This is a genomic window from Saccharomonospora glauca K62, from assembly GCF_000243395.2.
GTDB classification, from domain to species: Bacteria; Actinomycetota; Actinomycetes; order Mycobacteriales; family Pseudonocardiaceae; genus Saccharomonospora; species Saccharomonospora glauca.
Window position 1 is genome coordinate 4,416,177 of record NZ_CM001484.1, and the last position, 13,996, is coordinate 4,430,172.

Here is a 13,996-nt window from a genome sequence, read left to right on the forward strand (position 1 = left end):
GAGCCGGAGGCGTCAGGCGGCGGGTTCGACGGAGGTCCGCATGTGCCTGGCGTAGGTGCGATCGTGATCGAGGAGCCGCGCGAGCCGTTCGGCGTACCGCTCCCGCACCAACGCTCCGAGACGTTCCTGCACCAACGTCGCCCCCGGCACGCACCGCCGCACGGTCTCGGCGGCGAAGTTGCCCGCCGCGGCCAGCAGCACGCCCGCCTGCGCCAGCGGGTCGTCCGGAAGCCCGAGGAAGTCGGAATTGGTCTTGCCCAACACGAGCCGACTGATGGAGCCGTGGAGCCGGACGGCCAACTCACCCCACACCTTGCCCAGCGGCCCCCGTCCACCGATCTCGGCGTAGGAACGCAACAACGCCGCCGCGAGCCGCCGCGAGTCCTCGTCGGGCCCGAACTCCGTGACCATCAGCAGCCACCACAACCGCCAGGCGTCGTCCTCGGTGGCGGGAAGCAGCTCGTCGTCGACTCCCATCAACCATCCGACGTAGCGCCAGAGGTGGATGATGTCGGCGCGCTCCGACTCGGAATAACGCACCCCGAGCGCCTGCATGCCCACGACGTACACCAGCGAGAAGAGCAGCAGCGTGCCCGCCGTCTGCACCTGGTTGATCGGCCGGTCCCACGAGGAGTAGTCCCAGTCCTCCCGGCGGTTCATCGCCGCCCGGACGTACGCGTGCACGAGCCGGACTCGCAGTGCGGAGGCATACCCCACGCCGCCGATTCGCAGCGCGCCGGGCGTGGTGACGTCGAGCCACCAACGGGTCGTCTCGATCAGCCTGCGGCTGGCGGCGTGCTCGATCTCGCCCGTGCCGACGAGCGGCTTCGTGGCGCGCGAGGCCAGGTAGCCGCCCATCAACGCCATGTCACCCAACGGGAAGAGGCTCAGCACCCCGGTGCGCACGATGGCGCGAGCGCCCCGTTCGAGTCTGCGCTGGTCGACCCAGTACGGCGTGGCCTCGACACGACGGAAGAAGTCGACGAGCTCACGTGGTGGGTCGTCGAGGCTGTCGATGCCCCGCTCGGCCGCCTCGTCGAACAGCGCGCGCCCACGGCCCCGTGGCATCGCCCGCGTCATCTCGACCACCGCGTCGGCGAGCGGGTCTTCCCGCTGGGCGAATTCGCGCAGCCGGCGCCGTTGCCGTTCGGTGCTTCGGATGTCGCCGCGTGCGAACAACCGGGCGGCGATGCGGAAACCGCCCTCACGCAACAGCTCCGGCTCCGGCAGCCGCTCGTCGGCCTTCATGACAACGAGTGTTGTCACTTTGCGTTCGAAAGGTCAAGGGCGATCAAACCATCCCCAACCACTACGAGGCGTTGATCTGCGGAAGCAGATCAACGACCGACACGTGCCGTTCCAGCCAACGACCGCGAGCTGCAGCGCCACGGACACCCGCTCGGGGCTCGCACACCGCTCCTCTGGCCACCTGACTGGGGCAGCTGGCGCCCACCGCAACGGGTGATTTGCGACTCACCCCACCTCCGGCGCAACCCCAGGCGAGCCAGCAAACCCAACATGTAGATATAAAATCCTCGCAGGGCACTACATGTTGCGATGATGCACCAGTGTCTCGCTACGGTCACAAGTTCTGACAAATGCAGCATGTTTCGGATATTTCGATTAGCCTAATGAAGTGGTGCCGGAACAGACGACACCACACAGCCGCTGCGGCGGACACCTACGTCTCCCGGGGGAGAAGGCCATGTCCACCACTCTTGATCAGCGCACCGTCTTACCACCAGATGAGTCCGAGCTTCGCGAGGAGCTGGAGCGCCTGGCTGATGTGCTGCACGCGCGGACAGTCGACCGACCCCTGACTCGCGTTGCCCGGCTGGTCGGGCCCGACGGCGGGCAAGTGGAGCTACCGGAAGAGCTTTATCAGCTTCTTCTCCAGGTGGTCGATGACCTGAACAACGGCCTCGCAGTAGTGATCCAGCCGTCGAACGCAGTATTGACCACCCAGGAAGCCGCCGACCTTCTTCACATCTCGCGTCCCACCCTGGTCAAGCTGCTCGAGCGTGGCGAGATCGAGTATCACAAGGTGGGTCGCCATCGGCGCATCTACCTGCGCGACGTACTCGAATACGACGAGCGGGTGCGCCACGAACGCGAGGCTGCTCTCGATGAGATGGCCCGCGAGTCAGCCCACGACGGTACATCCGACCGGATGACTGGGTTCATATCGACCAGATAACAAAATGTGAGACGGGCGAGCGTCCCAACTCGCTCACCTCGCATTATGCAGCTCCCCCGAAACAGTGCGTAGTGCACACTGCAAGGCGTGGCTTTTCCGGCGATCCTTGATGCTTGCGTATTAGTTCCCTACGACATAGCAGACCTGTTGCTTCGGCTCGCGCACGAGAAAACCTACAGGCCCCTGTGGTCCTCAGACATCCTGAAGGAAACCGAGCGAACGCTAGTGACGAAGCTGGGCATGCCACCCGAGAAGGTCCACCGGCGCCTTCAGCGCATGCGTCAGCACTTTCTCGACGCCGAGGTGGAGGGCTACGAGGACCTTATTGAGGCTATGACCTGCGACGAGAAGGACCGGCACGTGCTCGCGGCAGCTGTGCGCGCGAATGCCTCAGTTATCGTGACCGCGAATGTCAAAGACTTCCCCGCCTCATCGGTGGAGCCTTACGACATCAATGTGCTCAGCCCAGACGAGTTCCTGCTGGACCAGCTCGATCTCTACCCAAGCCGGACCATAAAGGTCCTGGAAAGACTCACCGCCGGGCGCCGCAACCCTCCGGAAACGCCTGCCATCTTCCTCGACAAGCTGCAGCCGTACGTGCCGGGTTTCGCAGGGGAGGCACGAAAATATCTTAGGGGGCCACGAATCCATCGCTTGCGCCCCTCGAAAGGAATGCTCCCGCCGCAGCGCCTGCCGCGCTGAGCCACGCCCGCATGGTCAAAGTGTAGCCAATTCAAGAATTTCGGAACAGCGTTTTCAGGGTGCGCAATACTTCACGCGCGTGGCGGACGGTAACGCGACCAATCAGAATTAGGACCATGAGATCGTCATGCCCCGCACATCCCCGAACCACGGGGCGCAAGCTGCCCCCTAATCAGGGCAAGTCCCGGCTTGCCTCCAAGCGACACACCGTCAGGGGGACACCCGCATGCCGTCGAGTGATCGGCATCGTGTATGATGTGAACTGCTGCGGATGTAGTTCAATGGTAGAACATCAGCTTCCCAAGCTGAGAACGCGGGTTCGATTCCCGTCATCCGCTCTCGGAACGAAGCCCTCGGCCGGAAGGCTCGGGGGCTTCGTCATTGTGGGCGGTGTTCGCGGCTCTCCGGCCGTCGAACGACCGCGATTGTCGGCCCTTCGGGGCAGGCTTACGGGTATGACGCTCGACTTCGTTCCCGCCACCCGCGCGGTAGCGGATCTGCTGCCCCGAATCACCGATCTCGCCGCCCCGACCCCCTGCGAGCACTACACCGTGGCCGATCTCCTCGACCACCTCGACGGCCTCGCGTTCGCGTTCACCCTCGCCGCGCGTAAAGAGCCCGGGCCGGTGACCGACCAGCCGCCCGCGCCGAACGGCGCGAACCTGTCCGACGACTGGCGCACGCGGCTCCCCGAGCGGCTGGAGGAACTCGCCCGTGCCTGGCGCGAGCCCGCGGCGTGGGAGGGAACGACGAAGGCCGGCGGCATAGAACTGTCCGGCGAGCAGGCGGGCCTCGTGGCCTTGACGGAGGTCGTGGTCCACGGCTGGGACCTGGCTCGCGCCACCGGCCAGTCCTACGACCCCGATCCTCGGGCCCTGACGCCCGTCCACGAACACACGAACGCGATCGCCGCCGCCGGGCCGGTGGAGGGCCTGTTCGGACCGGCCGTCGAGGTCCCCGCCGACGCGCCGCTGTTGGATCGCGTCATCGGCCTCACGGGGCGGGACCCGAAGTGGCGACCTCGCACGTCGACTCCGTGACGTCGGCCTCTCAGCCGCCCACGAGATCCCGCACGTACACCGGTTCGTCGTGCTTCGTTTTGCCCGTGTCGCGGAAACCGCAGCGACGCCAGAACCCCTCCGCGCTGTCGTCCCCCGGCACGAAGGTGGTCTCGACCGACGTCCAGCCGCGCTCGCGCAGTTCCTCGACGAGCCGCTCCACGGCCTGTCGGCCGATACCCCTGCCCTGGTACGACGCGTCGATCATGAACCGTACGAGGTACGGCACCCCGGTCTCGACCTCCACCAGGAGCACGCCCACCACGACGTCGTCGAGGTGGATCGCACGCAGAATGGCGTCCGGTTCGTAGTTCCCCTCGGCCACGGTGTAGGCGGCGGGGGCCACCAGCCGTTCCTGCCCCTCGGCCAACCTCAGCTCGCACACCGCCCGCACGGTGTCCCGAGTCACCGGCCGCAACGACACAGCCATGCGGGGAACCGTAGCCGTCTCGGGGCCGTTGTCACCACGAAATTCCGGAGGCCGACGTACCCGAGGTGCGAACACGCGTACGCAGACTGCGGACACGCGTTCGTAAAGTGCGGACACGCGCGGAAGAGGTTCGACGAACGGCCATCGGCCGGATGGCCGACGCGACGCGGCGAGACGGTCCGCTCGGCCGAGGTCGCCCGCCCCTCACCGGCCATAGCGTCAGGGCATGACTTCGGCACAGGAGACAGCCCTGACGTACGGATTCGGCGCGTTCATGGTCGTGTGGGCGGTACTACTGATTCCCCAACTCATCAGCCACCATGCGAGGTTCGGGCGCGTCGACGTCCGGCGCGTGGTGGTGACCGGCGTCGTCACGCTGTACACCTGTCTCGCCGTGGCCGTGGTGTTGCTGCCCCTGCCCGAACCGGGGGACCCACGCCTGACGCAGACCGTGCAGCTCGTGCCGTTCCAATGGATCGCCGACGTGGGCACCGAACTCGACAAGTACGGACTGCCGGACTCCCACGCGCTGTTCACCCAGACGTTCCAGCAACTGGCGATGAACGTGCTGCTGTTCGTGCCGCTGGGCATGTTCACCGTGCTGCTGTGGAGGCGCGGGCCGGGGTTCGCGCTGCTGACGGGATTCGGGGTCTCGCTGGCGGTGGAGATCACGCAGCTCACCGCCAATTTCGGCACCGCGCCGTATCCCTACCGCATCTTCGACGTGGACGACCTGATGGCCAACACGGCGGGTGCCGTACTCGGCTGGGTGGCCGCCGCCCTGTTCAGGTACCTACGACGGGTCACGAAGGAGGACGCCGCAGTCCGTGCCCCGGAAACCGCTCGGACCATGCCGCTCGCGGTGCCGCCTCGATCTCACCGAGCCGGATCAACCGCTCCCGCCTTTGCCGCTCGCGTCGGCGCGACTCCCTCTGATCCTCGTACACAACCGTTATCGCAGCTGCGATGAGCAGCAGCACCACGCCGAGAAAGACCAGAGCCAGTTGCACGCCATCTCCCTTGATGCCGTTGTGTGTGGCTCGTCACAGTCTAGGGACTTCGTAACCGCCCCACCACCCCGTGAATTCGAGAACGAGGCCGGTCAGCGCGGGGGCAGCACGCAGAACTCGTTGCCCTCGGGGTCGGCGAGCACGACCCACGGATGACGCTCGGCCTCGTCCACGACCTTCGCGCCCAGCCTCACCAACCGCCTCACCTCGTCGTCCCGGCTCCCCGACTCGGGAGCGACGTCGAGGTGCAGGCGGTTCTTCACGGACTTGCGCTCCGGCACGGGCTGGAACACCAATGTCGGTCGCCCGTCGAGCTGGACGTAGGTCAGGCCGTCGGCATCCCGCCACCGCCGCGGGGGTGGCGTTCCGAGAGCTTCTCGCCAGAAGCTCGCGAGCGCGTCGGCGTCCTGGCAGTCGATCGCCACTGCTATCACGTGTGCGGCCACATCTCGGTGCTACCCGGACGAGACGGTGCACACTCAACGCCCCCGTGTCGCACTACCCGGTGTAACTCTTGTGGTTCGGTGTAACCACTTCGGTCCAGCGGGAATACCCCATCCAGGGGAGCGGCACGCCGGGGGGACGGGCGTGCGGAGGGAGGACGGGATGGCACACGGCACACACGCCGCGCGCGGCGCATACGGCTTGAACAGGGCGACCCGTACGCTCACCGTGGCCGCCGTGGACTCGGTGCCCATCTTCCGGGACGGCCTCAGCGCCGTCATCAGTCGGACGCCCGGCCTACGCTGGGGAGGCCATGCGGGCAACCATCACGCCGGCATCCAGATGTGCGAGCAGCTCCGCCCCGACGTGTTGCTGATCGACTCGGCGCTCGACCCGCACGGTCACCTCTCCCGGCTGCTGGCCGAGGGGCATCCGATGTTGGTGATCATGATATTGGTCGACCCGGCGCACCGCACCAGCGCCTATCTCGACATGATCATGAGTACGGGCGTGCACGGCGCTCTGCCCCGGTCGGTGGAACCCCGACAGCTCACCGAGGGCATTCGGCGTGCCTACGTCGAGCGCCACTACACCGATCCGGCACTGGCTCCCCTGGTACCCACGCAACGGTCCGGGGAGGCCGGGGCCGCCCGGCGACCGCACATGCCGCTGTCCCGCCGCGAGTACCAGGTGTTGCAACTGATCGCCGAGGGCATGGAGAACTCCGCGGTGGCCGACACGCTCTTCCTCTCCGTGGAGACGGTCCGCACCCACGTCAAGAGCATCCTGCGCAAGTTGTCGGCACGCGATCGCACCCATGCCGTCACCAAGGCGTTCCGTTCCGGCCTGCTCGTCGTCACTCCCGAAAACGGCGGTCGCCCCGACGAGAGGACCCCCTCCCGCCCCTGAAAACCGAAGGCCGGAACGGGCCGTGTCGGCCCGGCTACCAGCACATTGCGACATCCGCGTCACAGCCCCGCCGGGACTCTCGCCTTCCATTACCGCCTAGTAGTATCCTTATGTTACCGGCCAGTAGGGCAGTGCTACCGCGTGTCCTGTCCGCGACAGGAGTGCCCAGCCGGAGTGCCGAACGACCCGTACGGAGTGACGACATGGGCCACTACAAGAGCAATGTCCGAGACCTGGAGTTCAATCTCTTCGAGGTCCTCGGCGTGCAGGACCGCCTCGGTAAGGGAGTGCTCGCGGAATCCGACGAGGAGACCGCCCGCGGTGTGCTGTCCGAGCTGAACAACCTCGCCGTCGGTCCACTCGCCGAGTCCTTCGCCGACGCCGACCGCAACCCGCCGGTCTACGACCCCAAGACCTTCTCCGCCACGCTGCCGGAGTCCTTCAAGAAGAGCTACCGCGCGCTCTGGGACGGCGAGTGGTGGCGGCTCGGCCTCACTAACAACCTCGGCGGCTTCGGCCTGCCCCCCACGGTGCAGTGGGCCGCCGCCGAACTGATCCTCGGTGCTAACCCGGCGCTCTACATGTACATGGCCGGCCCGAACTTCGCGATGATCCTCGACCGCAACGGTACCGAGGAGCAGAAGCGCTGGGCGCGGATCATGATCGAGCGCGGCTGGGGCGCCACGATGGTGCTCACCGAGCCCGACGCCGGTTCGGACGTGGGCGCGGGCCGCACCAAGGCCATCAAGCAGGAGGACGGCTCCTGGCATCTTGAGGGCGTCAAGCGGTTCATCACCTCGGGCGACCAGGACATGACCGAGAACATCATGCACCTGGTGCTGGCCCGGCCCGAGGGCCCCGGCATCGAGCCGAAGCCCGGCACCAAGGGCCTGTCGCTGTTCCTGGTGCCGAAGTTCCACTTCGACACCAACACCGGCGAGCTCGGCGAACGTAACGGCGTGTTCGTCACCAACGTCGAGCACAAGATGGGCCTCAAGGTGTCCACCACCTGCGAGCTCACCTTCGGCCAGCACGGCACCCCCGCCAAGGGCTGGCTGCTCGGCGAGGTGCACGACGGCATCGCGCAGATGTTCCAGGTCATCGAGTACGCCCGCATGATGGTGGGCACGAAGGCCATCGCGACGCTGTCCACCGGCTACCTGAACGCGTTGGAGTACGCGAAGGAACGCGTGCAGGGCCCGGACCTCACTCGGCAGACCGACAAGACCGCCCCGCGCGTCACCATCATGCACCACCCGGACGTGCGCCGGTCGCTCATGCTCCAGAAGGCCTACGCCGAGGGGCTGCGCGCGGTGTACCTCTACACCGCGTCGTTCCAGGACCAGGTGTGGACGCAGGAGGGCGACGCCGAGTCGCTCGACCTCGCGGAGCGCGTGAACGACCTGTTGCTGCCCATCGTCAAGGGCGTCGGCTCCGAGCGGGCCAGCGAGCAGCTCATCCAGTCGCTGCAGACCCTCGGTGGTTCCGGCTTCCTGCAGGACTACCCCATCGAGCAGTACATCCGCGACTCGAAGATCGACTCGCTGTACGAGGGCACCACCGCCATCCAGTCGATGGACTTCTTCTTCCGGAAGATCGTCCGCGACAAGGGCAAGGCCCTCGGCTACATCGCGGGCGAGATCGTCAAGTTCATCGAGTCCGAGGCGGGCAACGGCCGGCTCAAGAAGGAGCGCGAGCTGTTGAAGCAGGCGCTGGACGACGTCCAGGGCATGCTCGGCACGATGATCGGCTACCTGACCTCCTCGCAGGAGGACGTCACCAACATCTACAAGGTCGGCCAGAACACGGTGCGACTGCTGATGTCGGCCGGTGACCTGCTGGTGGGCTGGCAGCTGCTCAAGCAGGCCGAGATCGCCCAGGCCAAGCTGGACGCGGGCGCCTCCGAGAAGGACGTGCCGTTCTACAAGGGCAAGCTCGCCGTGGCGTCGTTCTTCGCCAAGACGGTGCTGCCGGAGCTGTCGGCCCGCCGGGCCGTCGTCGAGGCCACCGACAACGACCTCATGGAGGTCGACGAAGCGGCGTTCTGAGGCGCCGTCGACCCGACTCAGGACGACGAGGGGCCACCTCCCCGTGCGGGAGGTGGCCCCTCGTGCACGTGTGGGTTGGCGATCGACAAAGGTGGGTACCTCACTCGGGTCACTGACCCGGTGTTGAAGGAGCAGCCACCATGGCGATTTCGGGAATCATCTCCGCGATAGTGGTGGGTCTGGTGCTCGGGGCGCTCGCCAGATTGATTCTTCCCGGCAAGCAGAACATCCCCATCTGGCTCACCATCCTCGTCGGAATCGTCGCCGCGTTCCTCGGCACGGCCATAGCGCGCGGCCTGGGCTACGCCGACACGGACGGCTGGGACTGGCTGGAGTTCATCACGCAACTCGTGGTCGCCGCGATCGGTGTCTCGATCACCGCGAGCGTGTACCCGCGCAAGCACATCCGAACCTGAAAGGTCACGGGCGACGCGGCAAGAACACTCCCGCCGCGTCGCCTGCGTGGCGACCCGATCGGTGGTTCCACAGCCGGCCGTCCGGCATCAGGAGTGGCTGCCCCAGAGGGTGACCCGCACCGTCGACGACAGGGACCGGACGTCCACGGCGACGGCCGTCTTGGTGTCGTTGGTGAGGATTCCTCCCTCGCCCACCGACAGGCCGGCCTGCTCACCCGCTTCCTCCAACGCCGCCGCCAACGGCGGTGGAGCGCCGTACGCCCGCGGGTCCAACGTCTCGCCCGGTCGCACCACCACACCGCTCAGCTGCCCGGCCGCGACGTCCGCACCGGCGAGGTCGGCGGGCGCGTGCCCGCTCGCCGTTGTGGTGGCGACGATCTCCTCGATTCCCAGCCCACGGATGTCCTCGGTGGTGACGGCAGGTTCCACGGCGTCGTAGAGCACCATGATCTCCCGCTGATCCGGCGGTGCCGTCGCAAGCGTTTGCGTCATCCCGGCGAAGGTGCGTTCCCAGTCGATGCGCGTACCTCGCACCGACGGCACCACCACGGGCGCCCCGTTGCGGAACACGAGCGCGGCGTCCCGCGCGGGACGCTCGGTGGGCCCCAACTCGCCCCGAACGGCGCTGCTCAGCACCGCGTGGTCCAGGGTCACGGCCAGGCTCGCGCTCCCCCCGTCGTCACGGATCTCGAACCCGAGCGCCTTGTGGATGTCCTCGGGCAGCAACACGGATTCGGCCCCGTCACCGCGCACCAGTACGGGACCGTCCAGCAACGGCCGCACGGTGTCCTCCAACACGGCGTGCACGGCCTCCGACGTCAGCCGCGGCCGCAACACCTCCACGGGAAGCTCGATACGGCTCAACGACGGCCAGTGGGCCCGAACGGCGGCGACGGCGGCGTCCAGGTCCGTCATCCGCGTACCGGCCTTCGGCTCGATCACCCTGGCGGACACCCCGCCGTCGTCGTGCTCCCCCTCGACGGGTCGCAGCACGATCCCGCCGTCGAGAGCGGGGCGGTTGACACGCTCCCGCGCCACGCGGTCCAACGCGGCCTTCAGCGCCTTCTCCTCGACGGTGGTCACCAACGGCACCTCGCGACCACCGAACAGCGCGGCGAGTCGGTCCCACGGCAACCACGGCTGTCCGCCCGCCTGTTCGACGGTGGCTGTCCAGTCCACCCCGAGGCCGGCCTCCACCGGGTCGAGCGAGACGTCGATCCCCGCGGCGCGCAGCTCCACGGGGCGCGTCACGCGCGGGCCGAGTTCCCGGCGCAGTTCGGCCTCCGCCTCCTGTTTGTCGAGTCCGCCGATGTCCACGCCGGCGACGGTGACGCCACGAGGCACGTCACCGATACCGGCCACCAGATCGACCACGTACACCACGGCGAGAAGCCCGATGATGACGCCGAACGCCATCAGGGCGTTGCCGACACCGCGACGCCAGCGAATTCCGGGAGAAGCCCGACCCCAGTCACGAGTCCCCTCCTCGGGGAGGAACTCGTCGATCACATCGGTCTCGGAGGTGGTTCCCTCGCCGTCGTCAGGACCACCCATGAGCGCCTCCCGGATGCCACCTACAGGTAGAGGCCCGTTCCGTGCTCCGTCCGCTCACTGGCGACCGCGTGAATGTCGCGTTCCCGCATCACGAGGTACGCATTGCCTTGGATCTCGACCTCGAGTTGGTCCTCGGCGTTGAACAACACGCGGTCGCCGACCTTGACGTTGCGTACGTTGTTGCCCACTCCCAGCACGTTGCCCCAGGAGAGCCGCCGTGCCACCTGGGCGGTCGCCGGGATCACGATGCCACCGGTGCTGCGCCGTTCACCGTCCTCCGGCGGCATGCGCACGAGCACCCGGTCGTGCAGCATCTGGATTTCGAGCTTGGCGTCCGAGGCGAGTGGACCGTTGCTTTCTGACACGTCATTCATGCTACGTCGCGGTAAGGAAACGAAACGGGTCCCGGTACCGACCTCTGCTTACTCGGCCGGAGTTCCCGCCATGACGAGAGGCAATCCCTCGGCCCCTTGCGATTCGATCCGTACGGGGACTCCCCAGTCCTGGCGAGTGATCCGGCACACCGGGTGCTCCGCGTCGGTGGCACAGCTCGCGGCCTGTGCCACCACCTGGAGTACTCCACCCTCCACGTCGGAGGCGAGCGTGACGGTGCGTTCGAGATCGGTGCCGACGCCTCCACCGTCGACCAGCAACTCCGGCGGCGAGGCACTGACTTCGAGGCGGGTGGAAGGACCGTACCGGTCGTCGAGCTTCTCCCCCGGCGGCGGCACGAACGTCACCGTCAGCCGGACCTGCCCCGGCGCGAGCACCGTGGGCGGGCGCCGCACGGCCAGCTCGGCGCCGTCGACGACCTCTCCCTCCGAGTCGTCCTCACCGCTGTCCAGGGGACGCAGTCGATGCGCCGCCGACTCCACGACGAACACCCCGCTGTCGGTGACGACGAGGTCGGAGGGCTCCGCCAGGTCACGCAGCAACGTGGTGACCTCGCCGGTGTCGGGGTCGAACCGCCGCACCGCGCCGTTGTACGTGTCGGCCACGCCGATCGCACCGTCGGGCAGCACGGTGATTCCCAAGGGGTGTTGGAACAGCGCCGAGTCGGCGGCTCCGTCGCGGTGGCCGAAGGTGAATAGGTCGTGCCCCACGGCGGTGCCCACGACGAACCCGTCCCCGGTGTCGTCGCGCTCCACGTACCGCAGGGCCGAGGTCTCGGCGTCCACCAGCCACAACCGGTCGCCGGCCACGGCCAGCCCAGAGGTCTGGGCGAAGAACGCCTCGGCGGCGGGGGCGTCCCGGAGGCCCTCCACGGTGGTGCCCGCGAACCGCGAGATCGTGCCCTCGATCGGGTCGAACAGTCCGAGGGTGTGGTTGCCCGCCATCGCCACCACGACTCCGCCCGCGACGTCCCACCAGCGCACGTCCCACGGGCTCGTCAAGTCGACGTCGAGGGCGGGGCCGGAGTCGTCGCCGTCGCGCCACTGCCGCCCGGTGCCCGCGACGGTCCGCACCGCGCCCGTGCGCAGGTCGACACCCCGGAGCAGGTGGTTGGCGGTGTCGGCGATGAGCAGGTGGTAACCGACCCGGTCGGCGACATGCGTGGGGAGCAGGGTCAGCCCCGACGGCTCCGCGAAACGCGCGACGTCGAACGCGCCGTCCACCGAACCCCTTCGACCGTCGCCGAAACGACGCAGCAAGGTCTCGACGTCGGAGGCGAACTCCGCGATCGAGTGGTTGGCCGTGTCCGCGACCAGCACCCGACCCTCGGCCGTCACCACGGCCTTCGACGGGAACCGCAGGCCGTCGAGCCACCCACCGCGGTTGTCGGCCGCGGCCCGCGCCGCCTCGCTCGGGTCGAACGCGCCCCGGCGCAGGGTGCCCTTCTCCTCGTGGAGGGCGACGAGGTCGCCGATCACCCGGCGCAAGGCGTCACCGTGTCCCTCACCCGCGGCGACGTGCGCCACGTAGCCCTCGGGGTCGACGACCACGAGCGTCGGCCACGCCTTCACGGCGTACTGCTGCCACAGGCTCATGTCCGGGTCGCTCACCACCGGGTGGTCCACGCCGAGCCGCCCCACGGCGGCGGCCACGGAGTCCCGACCACCCTCGTGGGCGAACTTCGGGGAGTGCACGCCCACGGTGACGAGCACGTCGGCGAACTCCTCCTCCAGGGGCCGCAGCTCGTCGAGGACGTGCAGACAGTTCACACACCCCGAGGTCCAGAAATCGAGGAGGACGATCTTGCCTCGCAGCCCGGCGAGCGTCAGCGGTTCGCCACCGGTGTTCCACCAGGCGTCGCCGGTCAACTCGGGCGCCCGCACTCGGGCACGGGGCTTCGACTGCTCAACACTCACGACGGGAGTCAACAACACCCGGCCCCCCCAGTGTTCCGTGGGGTGACCCGTCCGAGTCGGTCGTCACGCCCCGGCCGGCTCGAACCCGCCCGACGCGGTGACGACGCGGTGTCACCCGCTCCGGTCCACACTCCGTTGTGGACCGATTCGGGTGGCTTCGCGGACCTTCTGACTCAGGGAGTCGGTGTCGGGCGGAGGGAAACCCTGGTGCCCACGACCTGAGCCGTGGTAGTTTTTTTACGCATAAGAAAATATGACTTCGCCACGGCGGCCACCGGGCCGCGTCGATCCGCGACGGGAGTGGTCATGAGCACCAACACCCCGAAAGCCACTGACAAAAAAAGCCGATCTTGCTGGTCTGCCTGGCCGTGTTCGGCCTGATGGTGGGCCAGCAGATGGTCACACCGATCCTCGCCCCGCTCGCGCGCGAGCTCGGTTTCAGCGAGCTCGCCATGGGCGTCGTGATGGCCGTCAGCGCCTCGGGCGTGGTGGTCGTCAGCTCGTTCTGGGGCCGCCGCGCGGCCGCGTGGGGACACCGGCCGGTGCTCCTGATCTCGGTCGTGGGTGCCATGCTCGGACTGCTGACGTCCGCGGTCGTGGCCCAGGTCGGACTCACCGCCACGCTCGCCCTGCCGGCGCTGTTCGCGCTGTTCCTGCTCACCAGAGGCTTGGTGTTCGGACTCTTCTGGGGAGCGACCCCCGTCACCGCGCAGTCCTATGTGGCTGACGTGACCGACGGCGAGGGCGAGCGGGTCCGCGGTATGTCCATGGTCGGCGCGGCGCAGGGACTCGCCTTCGCGGTCGGCCCCGCGCTCGGCGGGCTGTTGAGCGGCTCGGGACTTCTCGCCCCGATGTACGCGGCTCCGGCCCTGCTGGTGGTGATCGCTCTCGTCCTGTGGCGGGTCCTGCCCAAACCCCC

Annotated in this window: 13 protein-coding genes, 1 tRNA gene and 1 pseudogene; 9 read left to right on the forward strand and 6 right to left on the reverse strand. The window is 67.9% G+C overall.

What is annotated here, in order from left to right:
* Positions 1 to 12: 12 nt before the first annotated feature.
* Positions 13 to 1,248 (reverse strand): oxygenase MpaB family protein, encoded by a 1,236-nt coding sequence (locus tag SACGLDRAFT_RS20715; protein ID WP_005466977.1) that lies wholly within the window; start codon positions 1,246 to 1,248, stop codon positions 13 to 15.
* A gap of 457 nt (positions 1,249 to 1,705) precedes the next feature.
* On the opposite strand from SACGLDRAFT_RS20715, the gene SACGLDRAFT_RS20720 reads away from it, so the two are divergent.
* From SACGLDRAFT_RS20720 to SACGLDRAFT_RS20735, 4 genes are all read left to right on the forward strand, one after another.
* Positions 1,706 to 2,197, forward strand: a complete 492-nt coding sequence (locus SACGLDRAFT_RS20720) for a helix-turn-helix domain-containing protein (RefSeq protein WP_005466978.1) — start codon at positions 1,706 to 1,708, stop codon at positions 2,195 to 2,197.
* An 87-nt stretch (positions 2,198 to 2,284) separates the two neighbouring features.
* Positions 2,285 to 2,899, forward strand: coding sequence for a PIN domain-containing protein (locus tag SACGLDRAFT_RS20725; RefSeq protein WP_005466982.1), 615 nt, complete (start codon positions 2,285 to 2,287; stop codon positions 2,897 to 2,899).
* Between the two features lie 267 nt (positions 2,900 to 3,166).
* A tRNA-Gly gene (locus SACGLDRAFT_RS20730) sits at positions 3,167 to 3,237 on the forward strand.
* Positions 3,238 to 3,354: 117 nt separating this feature from the next.
* A complete protein-coding gene (locus tag SACGLDRAFT_RS20735; protein ID WP_005466983.1) occupies positions 3,355 to 3,939 on the forward strand; it encodes a TIGR03086 family metal-binding protein in 585 nt (194 codons plus the stop codon).
* A gap of 10 nt (positions 3,940 to 3,949) precedes the next feature.
* On the opposite strand, the gene SACGLDRAFT_RS20740 is transcribed toward SACGLDRAFT_RS20735, so the two are convergent.
* Positions 3,950 to 4,387: a GNAT family N-acetyltransferase gene (locus tag SACGLDRAFT_RS20740; protein ID WP_005466986.1), complete on the reverse strand. Its 438-nt coding sequence runs from the start codon at positions 4,385 to 4,387 to the stop codon at positions 3,950 to 3,952.
* A gap of 226 nt (positions 4,388 to 4,613) precedes the next feature.
* On the opposite strand from SACGLDRAFT_RS20740, the gene SACGLDRAFT_RS20745 reads away from it, so the two are divergent.
* A complete protein-coding gene (locus SACGLDRAFT_RS20745) occupies positions 4,614 to 5,357 on the forward strand; it encodes a VanZ family protein (RefSeq protein ID WP_005466988.1) in 744 nt (247 codons plus the stop codon).
* A gap of 132 nt (positions 5,358 to 5,489) precedes the next feature.
* On the opposite strand, the gene SACGLDRAFT_RS20750 is transcribed toward SACGLDRAFT_RS20745, so the two are convergent.
* Positions 5,490 to 5,831 carry a VOC family protein gene (locus SACGLDRAFT_RS20750; RefSeq protein ID WP_005466990.1) on the reverse strand — a complete coding sequence of 114 codons (342 nt, stop codon included), beginning with the start codon at positions 5,829 to 5,831 and terminating at the stop codon, positions 5,490 to 5,492.
* Positions 5,832 to 6,003: 172 nt separating this feature from the next.
* Here SACGLDRAFT_RS20750 and SACGLDRAFT_RS20755 point away from each other — a divergent pair, with 172 nt between their 5' ends.
* The 3 genes from SACGLDRAFT_RS20755 (at position 6,004) to SACGLDRAFT_RS20765 (ending at position 9,214) form a co-directional block, all read left to right on the forward strand.
* Positions 6,004 to 6,750 (forward strand): response regulator transcription factor, encoded by a 747-nt coding sequence (locus tag SACGLDRAFT_RS20755; RefSeq protein ID WP_005466992.1) that lies wholly within the window; start codon positions 6,004 to 6,006, stop codon positions 6,748 to 6,750.
* A 203-nt stretch (positions 6,751 to 6,953) separates the two neighbouring features.
* The gene (locus tag SACGLDRAFT_RS20760) at positions 6,954 to 8,798 is read left to right on the forward strand and encodes an acyl-CoA dehydrogenase (RefSeq protein WP_005466993.1); all 1,845 of its coding nucleotides are present in this window, start codon (positions 6,954 to 6,956) and stop codon (positions 8,796 to 8,798) included.
* Positions 8,799 to 8,938: 140 nt separating this feature from the next.
* Positions 8,939 to 9,214, forward strand: a complete 276-nt coding sequence (locus SACGLDRAFT_RS20765; protein ID WP_005466995.1) for a GlsB/YeaQ/YmgE family stress response membrane protein — start codon at positions 8,939 to 8,941, stop codon at positions 9,212 to 9,214.
* An 87-nt stretch (positions 9,215 to 9,301) separates the two neighbouring features.
* On the opposite strand, the gene SACGLDRAFT_RS20770 is transcribed toward SACGLDRAFT_RS20765, so the two are convergent.
* The 3 genes from SACGLDRAFT_RS20770 to SACGLDRAFT_RS20780 are packed head-to-tail and all read right to left on the reverse strand — an operon-like array spanning position 9,302 to position 13,095.
* Positions 9,302 to 10,768: a peptidoglycan binding domain-containing protein gene (locus SACGLDRAFT_RS20770; RefSeq protein WP_005466997.1), complete on the reverse strand. Its 1,467-nt coding sequence runs from the start codon at positions 10,766 to 10,768 to the stop codon at positions 9,302 to 9,304.
* A gap of 20 nt (positions 10,769 to 10,788) precedes the next feature.
* Positions 10,789 to 11,142 carry a GroES family chaperonin gene (locus tag SACGLDRAFT_RS20775; RefSeq protein ID WP_005466999.1) on the reverse strand — a complete coding sequence of 118 codons (354 nt, stop codon included), beginning with the start codon at positions 11,140 to 11,142 and terminating at the stop codon, positions 10,789 to 10,791.
* A 48-nt stretch (positions 11,143 to 11,190) separates the two neighbouring features.
* Complete coding sequence (locus SACGLDRAFT_RS20780; protein ID WP_005467001.1) at positions 11,191 to 13,095, reverse strand: NHL domain-containing thioredoxin family protein; 1,905 nt, start codon at positions 13,093 to 13,095, stop codon at positions 11,191 to 11,193.
* Positions 13,096 to 13,472: 377 nt separating this feature from the next.
* Here SACGLDRAFT_RS20780 and SACGLDRAFT_RS23150 point away from each other — a divergent pair.
* Positions 13,473 to 13,985, forward strand: a pseudogene (locus tag SACGLDRAFT_RS23150) (MFS transporter); the annotation flags it as partial.
* Positions 13,986 to 13,996 lie beyond the last annotated feature (11 nt).